Origin of the sequence: Parabacteroides hominis (genome assembly GCF_014287585.1) — a bacterium.
GTDB lineage: Bacteria > Bacteroidota > Bacteroidia > Bacteroidales > Tannerellaceae > Parabacteroides > Parabacteroides hominis.
Map to the genome: position 1 here is coordinate 1 of NZ_JACOOJ010000043.1, position 20580 is coordinate 20580.

At 46.7% G+C, this 20580-nt stretch carries 13 protein-coding genes; 9 read left to right on the forward strand and 4 right to left on the reverse strand.

What is annotated here, in order from left to right:
- Nucleotides 1-196 precede the first annotated feature (196 nt).
- The 4 genes from H8S65_RS17840 to H8S65_RS17855 are packed head-to-tail and all read left to right on the forward strand — an operon-like array spanning nt 197 to nt 4747.
- Entirely contained in the window at nt 197-595 is a 399-nt protein-coding gene (locus tag H8S65_RS17840; protein ID WP_186931219.1) for a (2Fe-2S) ferredoxin domain-containing protein, read from the forward strand.
- Between the two features lie 33 nt (nt 596-628).
- A complete protein-coding gene (locus H8S65_RS17845; protein ID WP_186931220.1) occupies nt 629-2422 on the forward strand; it encodes an NADH-quinone oxidoreductase subunit NuoF in 1794 nt (597 codons plus the stop codon).
- 33 nt (nt 2423-2455) lie between these two features.
- A complete protein-coding gene (locus tag H8S65_RS17850; RefSeq protein ID WP_186931221.1) occupies nt 2456-4246 on the forward strand; it encodes an NADH-dependent [FeFe] hydrogenase, group A6 in 1791 nt (596 codons plus the stop codon).
- A 12-nt stretch (nt 4247-4258) separates the two neighbouring features.
- Nucleotides 4259-4747, forward strand: a complete 489-nt coding sequence (locus H8S65_RS17855; RefSeq protein WP_186931222.1) for an NADH-quinone oxidoreductase subunit NuoE family protein — start codon at nt 4259-4261, stop codon at nt 4745-4747.
- A 106-nt stretch (nt 4748-4853) separates the two neighbouring features.
- Here H8S65_RS17855 and aldA read toward each other — a convergent pair whose 3' ends face one another.
- The 3 genes from aldA to gyrA form a co-directional block, all read right to left on the reverse strand.
- A complete protein-coding gene (gene aldA / locus H8S65_RS17860; protein WP_186931223.1) occupies nt 4854-6290 on the reverse strand; it encodes an aldehyde dehydrogenase in 1437 nt (478 codons plus the stop codon).
- Nucleotides 6291-6832: 542 nt separating this feature from the next.
- Nucleotides 6833-8059, reverse strand: coding sequence for a tetratricopeptide repeat protein (locus H8S65_RS17865; protein ID WP_186931224.1), 1227 nt, complete (start codon nt 8057-8059; stop codon nt 6833-6835).
- A 41-nt stretch (nt 8060-8100) separates the two neighbouring features.
- Entirely contained in the window at nt 8101-10716 is a 2616-nt protein-coding gene (gene gyrA, locus H8S65_RS17870) for a DNA gyrase subunit A (protein ID WP_186931225.1), read from the reverse strand.
- Between the two features lie 371 nt (nt 10717-11087).
- Here gyrA and H8S65_RS17875 point away from each other — a divergent pair, with 371 nt between their 5' ends.
- Genes H8S65_RS17875 through H8S65_RS17885 form a run of 3 tightly spaced genes read left to right on the forward strand, consistent with a single transcriptional unit; the run spans nt 11088 to nt 15975 of the window.
- Entirely contained in the window at nt 11088-13673 is a 2586-nt protein-coding gene (locus tag H8S65_RS17875) for an ATP-dependent Clp protease ATP-binding subunit (protein ID WP_186931226.1), read from the forward strand.
- Nucleotides 13670-14584: a substrate-binding domain-containing protein gene (locus H8S65_RS17880; protein WP_186931227.1), complete on the forward strand. Its 915-nt coding sequence runs from the start codon at nt 13670-13672 to the stop codon at nt 14582-14584. The genes H8S65_RS17875 and H8S65_RS17880 overlap by 4 nt, the downstream gene beginning before the upstream one ends.
- A gap of 8 nt (nt 14585-14592) precedes the next feature.
- A complete protein-coding gene (locus H8S65_RS17885) occupies nt 14593-15975 on the forward strand; it encodes an ATP-binding cassette domain-containing protein (RefSeq protein WP_186931228.1) in 1383 nt (460 codons plus the stop codon).
- Here the strand turns inward: H8S65_RS17885 and H8S65_RS17890 are convergent.
- Complete coding sequence (locus H8S65_RS17890) at nt 15972-17480, reverse strand: PAS domain-containing sensor histidine kinase (RefSeq protein WP_186931229.1); 1509 nt, start codon at nt 17478-17480, stop codon at nt 15972-15974. The genes H8S65_RS17885 and H8S65_RS17890 overlap by 4 nt on opposite strands.
- 161 nt (nt 17481-17641) lie before the next feature.
- Here H8S65_RS17890 and H8S65_RS17895 point away from each other — a divergent pair, with 161 nt between their 5' ends.
- Complete coding sequence (locus tag H8S65_RS17895; RefSeq protein WP_186931230.1) at nt 17642-19768, forward strand: Tex family protein; 2127 nt, start codon at nt 17642-17644, stop codon at nt 19766-19768.
- Between the two features lie 20 nt (nt 19769-19788).
- On the forward strand, nt 19789-20271 hold the full coding sequence (ybaK, locus tag H8S65_RS17900) for a Cys-tRNA(Pro) deacylase (RefSeq protein WP_186931231.1): 483 nt from the start codon (nt 19789-19791) through the stop codon (nt 20269-20271).
- The last annotated feature ends 309 nt before the right edge of the window (nt 20272-20580 follow it).

Below are 20580 nucleotides of genomic sequence, written 5' to 3' on the forward strand. Positions count from 1 at the left end.
AATATTCACTGAGAACGGATAATTTGAATGTCTCGCTGAACATTCTTCTGGGCTTTCTTTTTTTCATTTCTATACTTTTGTAAGACCCAAAAGGTGTCAAGCTATTTCAGTACAAGACACAAGTTTTATTCCAAAAAAATACGTATGTTTGCGATATGCCTTTTAGAGCGTATTATACCTTAAAATAGTGTAGACCATGAATAAAGTGAAAACATTGGATGATCTTCGGAAGATGCGTGAAACCTTGCGCTCGACCCTGGATATAAGAGAAAAGAGTAATCATCCTGAACAGATGGTGCAGGTTCGGGTTTCTATGGCAACTTGCGGGATTGCAGCCGGGGCCAAAGAGATTATGAATTATTTCATTGAAGCACTGGATCGTGAAAAAGTAGATGCTTTGGTGACACAAACCGGGTGCATGGGATATTGCTATGCCGAACCGACTGTCGAAGTTACCCTGCCGGGCAAAGAACCTCTTGTTTTCGGACATGTGAAGAAAGCGAAGGTGGATGAAATCATCGACCGGTATATCCGGCACGGGGAACTGCTGGACGATATCATCCCGGTCACTTACACGGCTGTTAAACCGGAATAACGAAAACTTCCTTAAACATTTAATACTTACATAATGGCACAGTACAGTAGTTATATACTGGTGTGTGGCGGTACCGGCTGCCGTGCATCACAGAGCGAACTTATACTTCAAAATCTGAAAGAGGCCGTCGAACAACATGGGTTACAGGAAACCGTCCAAGTGATCCGTACCGGTTGTTTCGGCTTTTGTGAAAAAGGGCCGGTGGTTAAAATGGTCCCGGACAATACATTTTATGTCCAAGTGAAACCGACGGATGCCGAAGATATAGTCCGGGAACACCTGGTGAAAGGGCGAAAGGTGGAACGGCTCCTTTACGTCAACCCCAAAACGAATGAGCAAGTACCGGATTCCAAACATATCGATTTCTACAAAAAACAGCTTCGCATTGCCTTGCGTAATTGTGGTTTTATCAATCCTGAAAATATTGACGAATACATCGCACGTGACGGTTATGTCGCTTTAGGAAAAGCGTTGACCGAAATGACACCGGAGTCTGTGATCAAAGAAATCATGGACAGTGGCTTGCGCGGCAGGGGAGGGGGCGGTTTCCCGACCGGACTGAAATGGCAGATAACCCGTAAGGTGCAAGCTCCACAGAAATATGTCGTCTGCAATGCGGACGAAGGTGATCCGGGGGCATTTATGGACCGCTCCATCCTCGAAGGCGACCCGCATTCGATCGTGGAGGCGATGGCGATCAACGGATATTGCACCGGGGCGACAAAAGGTCTTGTGTATATTCGTGCTGAATATCCTCTGGCAGTAGAGAGATTGAAGACTGCGATCCGGCAGGCGAAAGAATATGGCCTGTTAGGTGAAAATATCTTCGGGACGGATTTCTCCTTCGATATCGAAATTCGGTACGGGGCAGGCGCTTTCGTCTGTGGTGAAGAGACTGCTTTGATCCATAGTATGGAGGGACTTCGCGGAGAGGCGACCGTTAAGCCGCCGTTTCCCAGCGAACAGGGTTATAAAGGTTGTCCTACCAATGTAAATAATGTGGAAACGTATGCGAATGTGCCGGTTATCCTCCTGAAAGGAGCAGAGTGGTTCAGTAGCATAGGTACGGAAAAAAGTAAAGGAACGAAAGTGTTTGCCCTGGCAGGCAAAGTCAATAATGTCGGACTGATTGAAGTCCCGATGGGGACGACGTTGCGTGAAGTGATCTTTGGCATCGGCGGAGGCATCAAGGATGGAAAGAAGTTTAAGGCTGTGCAGACAGGAGGGCCTTCGGGTGGCTGCCTGACCGAGAAACATCTGGATTTGCCGATCGATTATGACAATCTTTTGGCTGCCGGTTCGATGATGGGATCGGGCGGCATGATTGTGATGGACGAAGACGATTGCATGGTGGCTATGGCCAAATTCTATCTGGATTTCACGGTCGAGGAATCGTGTGGCAAATGTGCTCCCTGCCGGATTGGCAACAAGCGCTTGCACGAGATGTTGCAAAAGATTACGTCCGGCAACGGAACGATCGAGGATCTGAACCGGCTCCGCAACTTGGCCGGCGTGATTAAAGACACCGCCTTGTGCGGCCTGGGACAGACATCGCCCAACCCGGTTTTGTCTACGATGGATAACTTCTATGATGAATATCTGGCCCACGTGAAGGAAAAACGTTGTCCGTCTCATCAATGTCGCGAACTGACGCAATATTTTATCAATCCGGAGAAATGCAAAGGATGTACGCTTTGTGCACGGATGTGTCCGGTGAATGCGATCACGGGAGACAAGAAAGTTCCGCATGTGATCGATCCGCAGACTTGTATCCGGTGCGGTTCATGTATAGAGAGATGTAAGTTCGGTGCCATTTATGTGCACTAAGCAATGGAGAATGGACAATTGACAATTAAATGTATGGAAACAGTAAAACTTATTATAGATAGAAGACCCGTGGAAGTTCCCAAAGGAACCACGATCCTGGATGCCGCAAAAGGAATGGGCATCCGCATCCCGACTCTTTGCTACATGAAGTTGGAGGATTTGCACTATGAAAATAATCCGGGCGCCTGCCGTATCTGCGTAGTCGAAATAGAAGGCCGCCGTAATCTGGCTCCTTCCTGTAAAACGGAGTGCACGGAAGGGATGGTCGTACAGACACATAGCCCGCGTGTGATGAATGCCCGGAAAACCGTGATGGAGCTGATACTATCCAACCATCCGGCAGAATGCCTGACTTGCAGCAGTAACGGGCATTGCGAATTACAAGCGATCGCCCATGACCTGGGGATACGCGAGATTCGCTATAAAGGCGAGATATCTACTTTCCAGATAGACCGTTCGCCGTCTATCGTGCGCAACATGAATAAGTGCATCATGTGCCGCCGTTGCGAGACCATGTGCAATAATATCCAGACCGTCGGAGCTTTGACTGCTGTCAATCGGGGCTTCAACGCCGCCGTCTCTACGGCTTTCGAGCGGGACATTGCCGGTAGTACGTGTTCCTATTGCGGACAGTGCGTATCGGTTTGTCCGGTGAATGCGTTGAGCGGGCGGAATACGCAACAGCCCGTATTGGATGCGTTGGCCGACCCGGACAAGATCGTCATCGCCCAGACAGCTCCGGCCGTCCGTACGGCTTTAGGACGCGATTTCGGATATGAGCCGGGAACGTTGGTGACGGGCAAGATGGTTTCCGCCCTCCGCAGCTTGGGCTTCGATTATGTTTTTGATACGGATTTCGCCGCCGACCTGACCATTATGGAAGAGGGAACGGAACTGTTGCAGCGAATCGGGAAATACCTGAAGGGCGATCAAGAAGTGAAAATGCCGTTGATGACGAGTTGTTGTCCGGGTTGGGTCAGCTTTGTCGAACAGCATTTCCCGGAATTATTAGACAACCTGTCCACGGCAAAGAGCCCGCAGCAGATGTTCGGAGCGATTGCAAAAAGCTATTTTGCCGAAAAGTTGGGAGTGGACCGGAAGCGGATCGTTGTCGTGTCGATCATGCCTTGCCTGGCAAAGAAATATGAAGCCAGCCGCCCGGAATTTGCGGTCGATGGCAATCCGGATGTCGATATTTCGATCTATACGCGCGAATTGGCCCGCCTGATCCGCTATGCGAACATAAACTTCACGGAACTGCCGGATAGCGATTTCGACCGCCCGTTAGGCGAATCAACAGGAGCCGGCGTTATCTTCGGAACAACCGGAGGCGTGATAGAAGCTGCCTGCCGTACGGCGTACGAGCTATACACGAAAAAAACTCTTCCTAAAATTGATTTTGAAGAACTCCGCGGGTTGGAAGGTATTCGCAGTGCTACGATAGACTTCGACGGAACACCTATAAAAATAGGGATTGCCCATGGTTTGGGCAATGCCCGCAAACTGATTGAACAAGTTCAAAACGGCACGTCGCCTTATCATGCTATCGAAGTCATGGCATGTCCGGGCGGTTGTATCGGCGGCGGCGGCCAACCGTTCCACAGGGGCAGGATGGAGGTGCTGCGCAAACGTGCGGCGGCTCTCTATCAGGAGGATCGTAGCAAGACGCTTCGCAAGAGCCATGAAAATCCTTATATTCAGGCTCTTTATGCCAATTATCTGGGAGAACCGTGCGGACCGCGTGCCCATGAACTGTTGCATACGCACTATTTCGACCGTAAGGAAGCCATTAATATGTTTACGCAAGAAAATCAGGAGGGATAAACGATGGATAAGATGAAAATACATTTGATTCAGATAAAGATCAATGAATTGTTGGCTGTATGTGATGAACATAATAACGATCCGGGAGAGCTGATCAACATATTGCATGCCGCCCAGGGCATATTCGGCTATCTGCCTCGCGAAGTGCAGGAGATTATTGCCGGCCGGTTACATATCCCGGTTTCCAGGGTGTACGGGGTTGTCACGTTCTATTCGTTCTTTACCATGACTCCGAAGGGGAAATATCCTATTTCCGTCTGTCTGGGAACGGCCTGTTATGTACGTGGAGCCGAGAAAGTCTTGGATGAGTTTCAGCGCCAGTTGGAGATCAAAGTCGGAGAGACTACTCCTGATGGCCTGTTCTCATTGGATTGTTTACGCTGCGTAGGTGCTTGCGGGCTGGCCCCGGTTGTTACGATTGCCGGAAAAGTCTATGGACGCCTGACGCCGGAGAAAGTGCGGGATATCCTTTCCGAATACTACCTGTTGGAGCAAGTATAAGAGCTATTCGTATTTTGTGCCAATGCCGTGACACAACCGTGCCATTGCATTGGCACAATTGTGTCAAAACGATGGCACGTTCATGCCATTATACAGGCAATCTTCTTTATTCCTTGGTCTCTATATAAACAACATGTGTCTGTAAATATTCCTCAAGACCATGTTTCCCATCTGCACCGCCGATTCCGGATTTACGCCATCCTGCATGGAAACCTTGCATAGCCTCAAAGTTTTCACGATTGATATATGTTTCGCCAAACTTCAGCGAGCGCATGATCTTGAATGCGTGGTCCAGGTTTTGCGTATAGACGGAAGAAGTCAATCCATACTCACAGTCATTTGCCCATGCAATCGCGTCGTTGATATCCGTATATTCGACAACGGGCAGGATAGGACCGAAGGTTTCTTCCCGTATGATATCCATTTCTTGTGTGGCGCAATCCAGCACTGTCGGTTCGAAGAAATATCCTTTTGTTCCGATCCGATGACCACCGCACAAAAGTTTGGCTCCCTGTTGAACCGCCTTTTCAACTTTTTGCTCCATAGCAGCCAGGGCATTTGCTTCGATCAGCGGTCCCATATCCAAGTCAGCGATCTCGTTCGGATTACCGACTTTCACCTGCTTCATACCGGCCACAAGTTTTTCCATAAAGACATCTTTGATCTTTTTATCTACATAAACTCGTTCCGCACAGTTACATACTTGTCCAGTATTGATAACACGTGAAGCGATAATCGACTTCACCGCCAAATCTATATCCGCATCTTCCATCACGATTGCAGGAGCTTTTCCTCCTAATTCCAAAGATACTTTTGTTATATTAGGAGCTGCTGCAGCCATTGTCTGTTGTCCGGCACTCACACTTCCGGTAAGGCTGACCATGCCGACTTTCGGGTTGGCAGCCAGCTCATGGCCAATCACTGAGCCGCGCCCGTTCACCAAATTGAAAACTCCGGCCGGCAGACCGGCTTCTTCTACAATTTGTGCAAAAACGTATGCATTTTCAGGTGTAAGCTGACTCGGTTTTACTACGATCGTATTACCGGTAATCAAAGCTGGGGCTGCTTTACGGGCAACCAGGAAGAAGGGAAAGTTCCAGGGGAGAATACCGGTCGTTACACCAATTGCTTTCTTGAACAGGAATATACTTTCACGTGGACGGTCGCTGGGGATGATTTCTCCTTCATACCGGCGAGCCCATCCAGCCATATAATCGATATAATCTGCTGTGAAAAGGACTTCTACATTAGCCAGACCTTGAGTCTTTCCACCTTCACGAACAATTATATCAGTCAGTTCTTTTTCTCTTTTGCGGATGCCTGCTGCAATTTTAGTCAGATAAGCGGCTCTTTCTATAGAAGGTGTTCTTTCCCATTGATCCTGAGCTTTTTCTGCTGCATCGATCGCTCTTTTAGCATCTTCGACCGTACCATCCGGCATTAGTGAGATAACTTCTTCAGTAGAAGGATTTAATACCTTAATCCATTTTCCAGATTCGTTTTCTATGAATCTGCCATCAATAAACATTTTCAATTCCTTCATGGTAATATCTTTTTAGGTTGAAATTTGATTTTAAAAGTACAAGAAAGAAAAGAGGATCATGTTTTAAAAATGATATTAGTTATTTCATAAATGATATATTTCTGTAAGCCAGGATTATATGACTTCTGACGCATGTCTAAGCTAACCGAAAGATTATTTTTTTTCATTATTTCTGAACCAAACTGGTTTATGCGTTGTTATATGATAAAATGAATTAGGAATTGCATCCAAAGAAATTCCTAACATGATTAAGTTAGTAGTATTTGTTTTTTCATATAAGTAGAGTTTGTTATTTGTTTAGTCCGTATGTAACTGTGAAGTTGGATACGGGCTTTTTTTGTGTTCCTTATATAACCAATCCCATGCCTTAGATGTTTACTTTAGATAATGACGATTATGTTTAATAAGATTATTGGAGTTCTATTGAAACCTCCTACATTCAGCAAAAAACCGGTTTCTACTCTCCATTAAAAAAGTTCCTTAAAATAAAAAAGGAGCTCTCTAATCCAGAGAACTCCCTTTTATTTATAAATCTTATTCGATTATTTATTCATTTCAGCTTCGATTGCTTCCAGTTCCGGACCCATGTTCAGATTGTAATAGATACCTCTCAATGCGATCATGTATTCCATTACGTCTGGTTTAGCTTCATGAGCTTGTTTGAAATACGGAAGAGCTTGTTTGAACAAGTCTTTAGCGATATTCAGTTCTTCCTGATATTTCTTACTATCATTGATCATGTTTGCTTCACTCTGTTTGTTTACTCCCTGGTTGTAATATACACGGCCCAAGTTAGAAAGAGCATCCGTCAGATTAGGATCTTTTTCCAAAGCGAGTTTGAAATACTTTTCTGCATTAGCATAATCTTTCAACCCTGTTTCATAAACACGGCCCATTACATTGTAAAGATTTGCATCGTTGGGATTCTTCTGGATAGCAGTATTCAAATATTCCATAGCTTTTTCATTTCTATTGGAATAAATATAAGTATTGATCAAGCTCATCAGATAAAATTGTTCATCCGGGAATTTAGCCAAACCTTCTTCCAGTGTCTTTTCCAACATCAAGGAATCTTGAGCAGTTCTTGCTTCTCCATATTCGTGGCAAAGATACTGATAAACGTCATTCTGACGATATTCTGTGTTCTTTGCACGTTCCAAAGCCGAGATAGCTAACTTTGAGTCACCTGTCAAAGAGGCAGCTGCAGCTGCATAGAACTGGACAGTCATGAATGTAGAGTCTTTTTCAGCAGTCTGAGTTCCTGCAAACATTGGCAGTTCAGATATTTCTACATACTGGTTGAAGAAATCGTATGCTTTCTTATACTCTTGCTTATCGAAATAATATGCACCGCCATTGAACAGGTATACATGGTTTGCACTCAAGATACTTTTGATATCTTTTGTGTATTTAGGTTTTACTTTACCTTTTTCATTAGGCAACTGATCCAGTTCGTAGGCTTTCTGGAAATAAGGTAAAATGCCATACAAGGCTTCGTACATAACCGGTTCGTTAGGTTGCTGTCCCAAGATTTGTTTAGCTCTTTCGGCGTTAAACTGTTGATCTTCAATAAAACCTGCTACATACCAAGTTTTAGCGTCGTCTTTAGTTTCCGGATTTTCCAATGCACCTTTGATCAAGGTTTTGGCTTCTCCAAAATCTGCGTTACTGCTTTTCGCAATACTCTGTGCCTCGTTCACAGCTTTTTTCTGTGCGAAAGAGGCAGATGCTGCAACACATAGTGCAACTGTTAATAATACTCGTTTCATTTGTGATAGTGATTTGAGATTAATATTTCTATTTGTTTAAATTATTCCTCAGTTGTTTCTTTTGTATCGTCTGCATTTTCATTGCTTTCGACATCATCAGAGACATCTTCGAAATCGGTATTCTCTATTGGATGTTCATGAACTGCTACATCTTCCAAAGCTTCATGCTCTGCCTTTTCTTCGGCGATCTCTTCTTCAGTTTGTGACAGCACTTTACATACAGAGGCGATTTCGTCATTACGTTTCCCTAAATTAATCAGGCGTACCCCTTGCGTTGCACGTCCGATGACATTCAGATCAGATACCTTCATACGGATTGCGATACCGGATTTATTAATGATCATTATATCGTTTTCCTCCGTAACATTCTTGATGGCAACCAGTTTACCGGTCTTTTCCGTAATGTTAAGGGTTTTGACGCCTTTACCTCCGCGGTTCGTGATACGATAATCATCGATATCAGAGCGTTTTCCGTAACCTTGTTCGGACACAACCAGTACTGTTTCCTTTTCCTTTTCTTTGTCCTTAATGCAAACCATTCCTACAACTTCGTCGTTAGGATCGTCTTCAAGTGTCATACCTCTCACACCGGATGCTGTACGGCCCATAACACGTACTGCATTTTCATGGAAACGGATGGCACGTCCGTTACGGTTTGCAATCAGAACCTCATTATTGCCATTTGTCATACAAACTTCGATCAGACCGTCGTCTTCACGTAATGTGATGGCATTTACACCATTCTGACGAGGACGGGAATATGCTTCCAACAGGGTTTTCTTGATCACACCTTTCTTCGTACAGAACAACAGGTAATGAGAATTGATAAACTCTGTATCTGTCGTCAGTTTCTTTACGCGGATGAAAGCGTTGACCTTGTCATCCGGTTCGATGTTCAACAAGTTCTGGATCGCTCTACCCTTCGAGTTCTTCGCTCCTTCCGGAATTTCGAATACTTTCAGCCAATAACATTTTCCTTTTGCCGTAAAGATCAGCAAGGTGGCATGCATGGAAGCCGGATAGATATATTCCACAAAATCTTCATCACGCGTTTCAGAACCTCTGGCCCCTACTCCGCCACGTCCCTGGGCACGGAATTCACTGAGCGGCGTACGCTTGATGTATCCCATGTGGGAGATGGTAATGATCATCTCGTCATCCGCATAGAAGTCTTCAGGATTAAGCTCTTCGGAGGCATAAACAATATCTGTTTTACGTTCGTCTCCGTACTTGTCCTTGATTTCCTGCAACTCGTCTTTGATGACTTTCATACAAAGATCGTCATTTTCCAGAATTTCCTTCAAATATGCGATTAATTTTTCGATTTCTTCATACTCTGCACGAAGTTTATCTTGTTCCAGGCCTGTCAATTGGCGAAGTCTCATTTCTACGATGGCACGAGCCTGTATATCCGACAGGGAGAAACGTTCCATCAAGCGTTCGATGGCTTCAGCCGGGCTTTTAGACGACTTGATGATTGCAATAACTTCATCGATATTGTCGGAGGCGATAATCAGGCCTTCGAGGATATGGGCGCGTTCTTCCGCTTTGCGCAATTCGTATTTGGTACGACGGATCACGACTTCATGGCGGTGGTCGACGAATGCCTTGATCAGGTCTTTCAGGTTAAGCTGGCGCGGACGTCCGTTCACCAATGCAATATTGTTGACACTGAAAGAAGACTGCAAAGCTGTCAACTTATACAATTTGTTCAGCACCACGCTCGAATTGGCATCTCTCTTGACATCAACAACGATACGCATACCGCTACGGTCCGACTCGTCGTTTACATTGGAAATACCTTCGATACGTTTTTCATTTACCAGATCAGCGATATATTTGATCAATTCCGCCTTATTAACAAGGTAGGGAATCTCGGTGATAATGATCTTCTCGTGATTGCCTTCCATTTCGATTTCGGCTTTACCGCGCAGGATGATACGTCCCCTGCCTGTCTCGAAAGCGTCTTTTACACCGGCATATCCATAGATAGTCGCGCCAGTCGGGAAATCCGGAGCTTTGATATATTGCATCAGATCTGCCACTTCCATTTCTCCGCGGGCATCGATGAAGGCCATACAGCCATCCAGCACCTCGCTAAGGTTATGTGTCGGCATGTTTGTCGCCATACCGACGGCAATACCGGAACCGCCATTTACCAGCAAGTTCGGAATACGAGTCGGCAATACAGTCGGTTCTTTCAGCGTATCGTCAAAGTTCAGCTGGAAATCAACCGTATCTTTGTCAATATCGCGAAGCATTTCTTCGGCAAGCTTGCTTAATCTTGCTTCCGTATAACGCATGGCGGCAGGACTGTCACCGTCCACCGAACCGAAGTTTCCCTGTCCATCCACCAGCGTATAACGCATGGACCATACCTGCGCCATACGAACCATTGCGAAATAGACGGACGAGTCGCCGTGTGGATGATATTTACCTAAAACTTCACCAACAATTCTCGCAGATTTTTTATAAGGTTTGTCGGATGTGTTACCCAATTCATTCATTCCAAACAAAATACGACGATGAACAGGTTTAAAACCATCCCTAACATCCGGGAGAGCACGTGAAACTATGACAGACATTGAATAGTCAATGTATGCCGATTTCATTTCCTCCTCGATGTTAATCTTAATAATTCTGTCTTGATCAACCATTTAGTTTTATATTAATTACACTCAATATCTCACCTTTCAAAAAGTGCACTAAGGTAAGGCTTTTCCGTGTATCACGAAAGTTTTTGGCTCGAAATTTTAGAATTTACTTGTCAGGGGGTATCCGGTTTCAAATTATCAAAATGAAACTACCACCCCATGAAAATGGGATTAGTAGTGCATATATTTGGAATCACACTCGCGGGTAATATTTTTTAACGTTTCTTTGTGACAGGACAACCCTGCTTTTTGTAATAATATGATAAATCCGCCTTCGCCTGCTTTATTTTCTTTTAAGGAATAATGGCATGGATTTTGTTAGATATATAACGAGAGTTTATTACATTTGCATTATCATAGTACATTATTATAATATGAAAAATAATTATTCAAAGAGATTAATGGACATTATTGAATATAGCCGTGAAGAAGCTGCAAGGCTTCAGAACAGTTATATCGGACCGGAACACTTAATGCTTGGAATTATCCGCGACGGCGAAGGGAAGGCCGTGCAGGCTCTGCGCGAACTGAATGTCGACGAATGGGATATAAAAAGAAAGATCGAACAAGAAATTAAGAATACAATCGATGCCGAAGATGCTGTCCAGCATGATATCGCTATCAGTAAAACAACCGAGCGCGTACTGCGTATGAGTATGCTTGAATCGCGTTTGTTCAAGAAAGAAGAAACCGGAACGGAACATCTGCTTTTGGCTATCCTGAAAGAAGAGTTTAATGTTGCGGCAAAAGTGCTGAACGAGGCGGGCATAACGTATCGCAGTATATATAATTACCTGGTGAGCGGCACAGGCTTGAAGCGCATGGATGATTTTGCCGGAGAAGAAGATATCGAACATTTTGAAGGGATCAGCGATGGTTATACCGACGATGATGAAGACGATGAAGATGATTTCTCTTCCCGCCGGGAGTCTCCCCGCTCCTCTTCCGGAACCGGCTCTGCACAACCCAAATCACCGAACGACACGCCTGTACTGGATAACTTCGGTACGGATATGACGCGTGCTGCAGCGGAAAACCGTCTCGATCCGATCGTCGGACGAGAGAAGGAGATCGAACGCCTGGCGCAGATACTGAGTCGCCGCAAGAAAAACAATCCTGTCCTGATCGGTGAACCGGGTGTCGGCAAATCGGCGATCGTGGAAGGCTTGGCCCTGCGTATCATCCAGCGCAAAGTCTCCCGTGTTTTGTTCGACAAACGTGTGATCAGCCTGGATATGGCATCTATCGTGGCAGGGACCAAATATCGCGGCCAGTTTGAAGAACGTATCAAGGCGATTTTGAACGAGCTGTCTAAGAACCCGAATATCATCCTGTTCATCGATGAAATCCATACGATCGTCGGAGCAGGTTCAGCTTCCGGTTCAATGGATGCCGCCAATATGCTGAAGCCGGCCCTGGCCCGTGGCGAAATACAATGTATCGGTGCAACGACACTCGATGAATATCGTAAGAATATCGAGAAAGACGGGGCTTTGGAACGCCGTTTCCAGAAAGTGATCGTCGATCCGACAACAGCGGAAGAAACTTTGCAGATCCTGCAAAATATCAAAGCCCGCTACGAAGAACATCATAATGTGGTCTATACGCCCGAAGCCTTGCAGGCTTGTGTAAAACTGACAGAACGTTATATCAGCGACCGCAACTTCCCGGATAAAGCAATCGATGCGTTGGACGAAGCCGGTTCTCGCGTACATATATCTAATATTACGGTTCCGAAGAGCATCGAAGAACTGGAGGCCAAGATCGAGGCGACCAAAACAGAGAAGCTCGCTGCCGTTAAGTCACAAAATTTCGAACTGGCTGCCAGCTTCCGCGACAAGGAACGCCAGTACCTCTTGCAGTTGGAAGCGGCTAAAGCCAAATGGGAACAGGAATTGCAGGAACATCGCGAAACGGTGGATGAAGATAAGGTGGCAGAAGTTGTTGCCATGATGTCCGGTGTACCCGTTCAGCGTATTGCAAAAGCAGAAAACCTGAAACTGCTCGAAATGGCCGAGAACCTGAAGAAGAAAGTAGTCGGCCAGGATGATGCCGTTCAGAAGATTGTAAAAGCAATCCAGCGTAACCGCGTCGGCCTGAAGGACCCGAACAAACCGATCGGGACATTCATGTTCTTAGGACCGACAGGTGTCGGTAAGACTCACTTGGCCAAGAAGTTGGCAGAATACCTGTTTGATTCGGCCGACTCTCTGGTCCGTATCGATATGAGCGAGTACCTCGAAAAGTTTGCGGTGTCCCGCCTGATCGGTGCGCCTCCGGGATATGTAGGTTATGAAGAAGGTGGCCAGTTGACCGAGAAGGTTCGTCGCAAACCCTACTCTGTCGTCCTGCTGGATGAAATCGAGAAAGCCCACCCGGACGTGTTCAACCTGCTGCTGCAAGTCTTGGACGAAGGCCGTCTGACTGACAGTCTTGGCAGACGGATCGACTTTAAGAACACGATTCTGATCATGACGTCCAATATCGGTACGCGCCAGTTGAAAGACTTCGGCCGTGGTGTCGGTTTCAGTTCACAGGCAGCAGGCGAACCGGATAAGGACTTCTCCCGCAGTGTTATCCAGAAAGCGCTGAACAAGGCGTTTGCTCCGGAGTTCCTGAACCGTGTGGACGACATCATCATGTTCGACCAATTGGATAAGGAAGCGATCCATAAGATCATCGATATCGAGTTGCAAGGTCTTTACAAACGTGTGGCAAGCCTGGGTTATTCCCTGGAACTGACAGATGCCGCCAAAGACTTTGTCGCAACCAAAGGCTACGACGTCCAGTTCGGGGCACGTCCGCTGAAACGCGCCATCCAGAAATATCTGGAAGACGAAATGGCAGAAATGATTACCCGTGCGTCTGTCGGAGAAGGAGATACGATTGTTGTCGACTTCGATAAGGACAAACAGGAGATTGTTACGAACGTAAAGAAAAGCGAGCCGGCTACCGAATGACATTCTTCAGATGCTTTTGCGTGCTACTTATTTTATGCTGCTGCAATAGTAAACCGAATACAGAAGCGGAAGCGATACACGTATCTGTTTTACGTGGTCCTTCCGCTATTGCTTTTGCACACTGGATGAAAGAAGCGCCCGTTATCGATGGCAAACCGGTTTCCGTTCGGATAATCGATTCTCCTGGCTTGATGCAGGCGGCCTTGATAAAAGGAGAAGCAGATATAGCGGTTTTACCTATGATCAGTGCGGCCAATCTGTATAATAAAGGCATTCGATACCATCTGGCCGGTTGTCCGATATGGGGAACCCTCTATTTGGCCGGTAGAAGCGGTAAAGAAATATCCGGTGGAAATAAACCTGTCTTACATATTTTCGGAGCCGGAACGACACCAGACATTCTTACCCGCCATTATCTCAGGCAACATAAACTCGATTACACGCTGAATTATTCATTTACTACCGCACGGGAGATCATGCAGGGATTGTTGGCCGGGAAAGTCGATCATGCCGTTTTAGGAGAGCCGTTCCTGAGTATCGCGTTGCAGAATGACAGCACATTACAAATATTGGCAGACCTGAACAGGCCCGATTCTGCCTCTTTAGGATTTGCCCAGACAGCCATACTCTATGCCCCCGCCTTGAAAAAGAATCAAAAAACGATAGACAGCCTTTTGAATCTTTCCTGCCGCTTCGCCGTGGAACAACCGGAACAGGCGATTCGTATATTGGAAAAAGAAAACATTTTTGCATCCGGCATGTTGACTCCCGAAAGCATCGAACGCTGCAAGATCGATTACAAAACGGCATCTGAAGCCCAGGAGAATATACTCCGCTTCCTGCAACTGATCGGGCAGTATGAACCTAAAGCACTGGGAGGAAAGATGCCCGACGAGAAATTCTATAAATGATCCGGAAAATGAAGAAAAGCGTCCTTACGATCCTGTCGATAACAATCCTCTTACTGGCCTGGCAGCTATTGGCTATGCTGGTCCGTTTGCCGGATCTGGTTCCGTCGGTTCCTCGCCTGCTAAGCACGCTCGCTGCACTTTTTGCATCCGGTTCATTCTATCAATCAGTCATGGCGACAGTGTTGCGCGGAGTAACCGGGATGTCGATCTCATTATTGGCGGCCGTGGGAGCCGCTTTCCTGTTCAACAAAAGCGAGTGGATACACGAACTGTTCCGTCCGTTACTGGCAATCATGCGTTCCGTTCCGGTCATTTCATTTATACTCCTGGCTTTGATCTTTCTGAATGCAGAAAGTATCCCTTTGATAATAGCATTCCTGACCATGTTCCCTCTCCTTACGGAAAATTTGACGAAAGGAATGCGAAGCCGGCGGAAAGAGCTTTCGATAATGGCCCACCAATTCAGGATCGGACGTTGGAACAGACTGGCACAAGTGACCTACCCGCAGCTGAATCCATTCCTATACAGCGGCCTTGCATCCGCTTTGGGCTTTGGTTGGCGTGCTATCATTATGGGAGAGGTTCTGGCGCAATGTTCGCCCGGCATCGGCGGGGAGATGAAACAGGCACAAGTTTTTATAGCCGTTCCCGAATTGATCGCATGGACAGTTATCGCGATCCTGATCAGCTATCTTTCCGATAGAGGGATCAGTTGGCTGGCGAAGCAACAATTCCCTATACATTATAATAAGCATTACAGCAAACTACCTGTGCCGAAAGGAAACTGCGATATCCGGATTCATGATATTTCATACCGGTATGGTTCGGACACGGTCCTATCCCATTTCAGCTATACTTTCGGAAAAGGATTCATATATGGCATAACAGCCCCGTCGGGAACCGGCAAAACGACATTATTGAACCTGGTCGGAAACATTTTAAAACCCGCACAAGGAGAAATAGAAACAGACTGTAAAACCGGAATAGCTTATGTATTCCAGGAACCCGAATTACTTAGCCAGCTGACGATTGCCGAAAATATCGCCTTACCCCTGGCTGCCTATCTTAAAAAAGAGATTGCTTTCGAACAGGCGGCTTTAGCATTGCAAAAGATGGAATTGGAAGACTTTGCGAACCGTTTCCCGAATGAACTGAGTTTCGGGCAGCAACAACGGGCCGCGATTGCGCGTGCCCTGGCCTACCCTTCCCCACTCCTGTTGATGGACGAACCTTTTAAAGGTTTGGACGAAGCGTTAAGCCACCGTATTATCGAGCGTATCCGTGAGCGGCAAGCAGAAAGCGGACAGACGATTCTCTTCACCTCCCATAATCCCGAAGAACTGCGGCTATTTGCAGATAAGACAATTCGTTTGGATCAAACCTGCCGTTAAGAGACCTTTACCGGTGAGCAAGGAATGGTAAACCAGAAAGTAGAACCCTTGCCTTCCTCCGACTCTACTCCTATATCTCCTTTCAGGATAGAAATAATCGTCTTACAGATGGAAAGTCCGAGACCTGTCCCCTGCTTGAACATATCCAGCTTGACAAAGCGGTCGAAGACAGTCGATAGGTGCTCCTTTGTGATACCGGTTCCCGTATCAGTCACATAAGCATAAATCCCCGTATCCGTGAGCTTATACCCGAAACGGATAGAACCTGAAGTCGTGAACTTAACAGCATTGGACAGGAAATTGGTCAGAACCTGCGTCAACCGCGTCTTTTCCGATACGATATAATAATCATCGCCGTCGCTCTCAAAAACAACCTCGACACCCGGTTCGGCCCGAAGAGAGAAAGCCCGTTCCTGCGGCGCGAAAATTTCATTCAGGCGGAAAGTCGTATGTATGAATTCCAGCTTGCCCGATTCGATTTTGGATATATCCAGAATATCCCCGATCAGTTGCAACAGAAATTCATTGCTCGACTGGATGATCTGCAAATACTCCTGCTTCTCTTCCTCCGTCTCGGCCTGGGCCAAAAGTGTGGAAAAGCCGACGATGGCATTCAAGGGCGTACGGATTTCATGGCTCATATTAGCGATGAAAGCCGACTTCATCCTGTCGCTTTCTTCTGCCAATCGCTTTGCCCTGACATCTTCTTCATGCTGTTTATCTGCGGTAATGTCGCGCAAGATGCCAATCGCTTTGGAAGGTTTGCCTTCTTTATCATATTCATAAACTTCGCCGATCTTTTCCAGCCATACATATTGGTCTGAAAAGTAACGGCAGCGAAAGCTCAGGCGAAGCGAATCGGTCTCCCCTCTTGCAAAAGCATTCACCACATCCCGGTACATCTGCTGTTCGTCAGGATGTATCTTCTCTGTAAAACTCTCATGCTCGATGAAAGTATGGATAATCTCTCCGTTTTGGACCAAAGAAAGTTCAGCAGTCTCGTTGATCACATCCCATATCCAGGGGTAAATCTTTCCAGCCTGGCAGGAAAGGGCCAGACGCTTGTTGTTTTCCTGTTGTTCTTCTTCAATCTGCTGCTGGTGGGTGATATCCCAGGACATTCCCAAAAGATAAGGCGCTTTTCCTTCACGCGGGACCAGCATCTTCATGGTGTCGATGAAACGCAAAACGCCTTCCCGGTCTATCATTTGTTCGGTGAAGCGTTGCATTTTCGCCGTCTTCACGACTTCCAGGTCCTTATCCCGGAAAGCCTGTGCAACAACAGGATCGGGAAACAGTTCGAAATCAGTTTTCCCCACCACATCTCCCAGGAATTGTCCATATAGCTGGTTCATCATCGGACTGGAATAGACGTAACGAAATCCATCGCCGGTATCTTTAACAAAGAGGTACATAGGAACGGAGTCTACTATGTTTGAAAGCAAACCGGATAAATCTTTATATTCTTGTTCAAGAACTTTCTTGTTAGGAAAGGCTAATGTCATACTTGAAGTAGTTTTATGAAAAACAACAAAAACTTTTGGCTGGCAAAAGTCCTGAAATTAAACGTGAATTGCAAATATTTGGATAAAGAAGTCGTTGGCTGGGGCAAAATAAATGCCAAACCATTATCTTTGTGTCTTAAAAATAAAAGAAGCAACCCATTATGATAACATCATTTCATACGTTGATCTCCCAGATCCTGAATATTCCCGCCGGACAGGTGGAACGAACCATCGGGCTGTTGGGAGAAGGAGCGACAATCCCTTTCATCAGCCGGTATCGCAAAGAGGTGACCGGAGGGCTGGATGAAGTCCAGATCGGCAACATCAAAGACCAGTTGGACAAGTTGACCGAACTGAAGAAGAGAAAAGAAAGTATCTTATCTTCCATAGAAGAACAAGGCAAACTGACTCCCGAACTGAAAAAGCGGATCGAGGATTCGTGGGACAGCACCGAAATTGAAGACCTCTATCTGCCTTACAAACCCAAGCGTGTCACCAAAGCGGAGATCGCCCGCAAGAAAGGGCTCGAACCCCTTGCCAAAGTCGTGATGATGCAGAACGAAAGAGACCTGTCCGCACGTGTGGCAGCTTTTGTCAAAGGGGAAGTGAAGAACGCGGAAGAAGCGTTGCAAGGGGCGCGTGACATCATTGCCGAATGGGTAAATGAGAACGAAGAGGCGCGCAACGCCGTCAGGAATTCTTTCTCACACACGGCGGTTATCACGTCCAAAGTCATCAAAGGAAAAGAGGAAGAGGGCGCCAAGTACCGCGATTATTTCGAATTCAGCGAGCCTTTGAACCGTACGAGTTCACACCGCCTGTTGGCCCTTCGCCGAGGTGAAGCGGAAGGCATCCTGCGCATAAGCATTACCCCCGACACGGATAACTGCCTGGACCGTCTGAAAGGCCGTTTCGTGAAAGGCCGGGGCGAAGCATCCGACCAGGTATCGACAGCCGTAGACGATTCTTTCAAGCGCCTGCTGAAACCTTCCATCGAAACCGAATTTGCCAACCTGAGCAAGGCGAAAGCCGACGAAGAAGCGATCCGTGTATTTGCCGAGAACCTGCGCCAGCTATTGTTAGCTCCGCCATTGGGACAGAAGCGCGTGTTGGGTGTCGATCCCGGCTACCGTACCGGCTGCAAGCTGGTTTGTCTCGATGCGCAGGGGACATTGTTGCATAACGAAGCGATCTATCCCCACCCGCCCAAGAACGAAAAAAGCAAAGCGGCTGCCAAAGTGGCACAATTGGTCGCGACCTATGCCATCGACGCCATCGCTATCGGGAACGGCACGGCAAGCCGTGAGACGGAACAGTTCATTACCAATATCCGCTACGACCGCAAGGTACAGGTGTTCGTGGTCAGTGAGAACGGAGCGTCCATCTATTCCGCATCCAAGATAGCCCGCGACGAATTTCCCGAATATGACGTGACGGTTCGTGGCGCCGTCAGCATCGGCCGCCGCCTCATGGACCCGCTTGCAGAGCTGGTTAAGATCGATCCGAAAAGCATCGGTGTCGGGCAATACCAGCATGACGTCGAACAGGGCGCTTTGAAAAAGAGCCTTGACCAGACGGTGGAAAGTTGCGTAAACTTAGTTGGCGTGAATGTCAATACGGCAAGCAAACATCTGCTGACCTATATTTCCGGACTTGGCCCGACGTTGGCACAGAACATTGTCGACTACCGTACCGAACACGGACCTTTCCAGTCCCGCCGCGAACTGCTGAAAGTGCCCCGCATGGGAGAAAAGGCTTTCGAGCAAAGCGCCGGTTTCCTTCGTATCCAGGGGGGTGAGAACCCATTGGACAACTCGGCTGTCCATCCGGAAAGTTATCCGATCGTCGAACAGATGGCAAAGGACTTGAAATGTACCCTTGCCGAGCTGATCAGCAATAAAGAACTGAAGAAGAAGCTCGACTTGAAGAAATATGTAACGGATAAAGTCGGAATGCCGACCTTGTTGGATATTATGGAAGAACTGGACAAACCGGGACGCGATCCCCGCCAGACCATCCAGGTATTTTCTTTCGACCCGACGGTCAAAACGATCGAAGACCTGAAAGAAGGGCAAGTGCTGCCGGGCATCGTCAACAATATAACGAATTTCGGCTGTTTTGTCGATGTCGGTATCAAGGAGAACGGGCTGGTTCATATTTCCGAACTTGCAGACCGTTTTATCAGTGATCCGACACAAGTTGTCTCGATCCATCAACATGTGAAAGTAAAAGTGTTAAGTGTTGACCTCGTGCGTAAACGGGTCCAACTTTCTATGAAAGGATTATAAGAAACAGTTTCTTAGTAGCGATGAAAATTAACAAAACAAACGTAGCACGCCTGCTGGACAAAGCCAAAGTGGCTTACCAGCTGGTTCCTTACGAAGTAGATGAAAACGATCTGAGTGCGACACACGTTGCCGACCAGTTAGGCGAGAATGTCGCGCAGGTATTCAAGACGCTTGTCCTGCACGGCGACAAAAGCGGCTACTTTGTCTGTGTCATTCCCGGCGCCGACGAAGTCGACTTGAAGAAAGCCGCAAAAGTCTCCGGCAACAAAAGCTGTGAAATGATCCCGGTCAAAGAACTCCTCCCCCTCACCGGCTACATCCGTGGCGGCTGCTCCCCCATCGGCATGAAAAAGCATTTCCCGACCTACATCCACCACACCGCCGAACAGTTCGACCATATTTATGTAAGCGCCGGACAACGGGGCTTGCAGATCCGGATCGCACCGGAGGATTTGATTCGGGAGGCACGGGCGGAGGTGGCGGATATAACACATGAAATATAAATTAATACTGTGATACAGACAAAATAGTGTTTCTTCAAAATTATCAAGATACATCCCGCTCTTATCTTGCGCCAGCAGGAAATTGGCGGGCTTTCAAGATAATAAATCGTATATCAAATTAATGTTAGAAAACATCATTTGCTAACAATTTTACCCATAACTACCTTTTGAGGTAACACGTGTTTTGTCTGTTTTCCCGGATTTAGTCTTTCAGAAGCATGTATCAGGGATAGTTAAAAAACATCCATCATGCCTACTATCATTCCATGCAAGTATTGATATTCATAATCTAAAAGGCAAAGCATGATG

Bases quoted from the DNA above. Each gene is read 5' to 3' on its own strand.
- ybaK (WP_186931231.1), top strand. From the start codon at position 19,789: ATGAAAATTAACAAAACAAACGTAGCACGCCTGCTGGACAAAGCCAAA.
- H8S65_RS17845 (WP_186931220.1), top strand. From the start codon at position 629: ATGGCACAGTACAGTAGTTATATACTGGTGTGTGGCGGTACCGGCTGC.
- H8S65_RS17875 (WP_186931226.1), top strand. From the start codon at position 11,088: ATGAAAAATAATTATTCAAAGAGATTAATGGACATTATTGAATATAGC.
- H8S65_RS17850 (WP_186931221.1), top strand. From the start codon at position 2,456: ATGGAAACAGTAAAACTTATTATAGATAGAAGACCCGTGGAAGTTCCC.
- H8S65_RS17880 (WP_186931227.1), top strand. From the start codon at position 13,670: ATGACATTCTTCAGATGCTTTTGCGTGCTACTTATTTTATGCTGCTGC.
- aldA (WP_186931223.1), bottom strand. From the start codon at position 6,290: ATGAAGGAATTGAAAATGTTTATTGATGGCAGATTCATAGAAAACGAA.
- H8S65_RS17865 (WP_186931224.1), bottom strand. From the start codon at position 8,059: ATGAAACGAGTATTATTAACAGTTGCACTATGTGTTGCAGCATCTGCC.
- H8S65_RS17885 (WP_186931228.1), top strand. From the start codon at position 14,593: ATGAAGAAAAGCGTCCTTACGATCCTGTCGATAACAATCCTCTTACTG.
- gyrA (WP_186931225.1), bottom strand. From the start codon at position 10,716: ATGGTTGATCAAGACAGAATTATTAAGATTAACATCGAGGAGGAAATG.
- H8S65_RS17855 (WP_186931222.1), top strand. From the start codon at position 4,259: ATGAAAATACATTTGATTCAGATAAAGATCAATGAATTGTTGGCTGTA.
- H8S65_RS17840 (WP_186931219.1), top strand. From the start codon at position 197: ATGAATAAAGTGAAAACATTGGATGATCTTCGGAAGATGCGTGAAACC.
- H8S65_RS17890 (WP_186931229.1), bottom strand. From the start codon at position 17,480: ATGACATTAGCCTTTCCTAACAAGAAAGTTCTTGAACAAGAATATAAA.
- H8S65_RS17895 (WP_186931230.1), top strand. From the start codon at position 17,642: ATGATAACATCATTTCATACGTTGATCTCCCAGATCCTGAATATTCCC.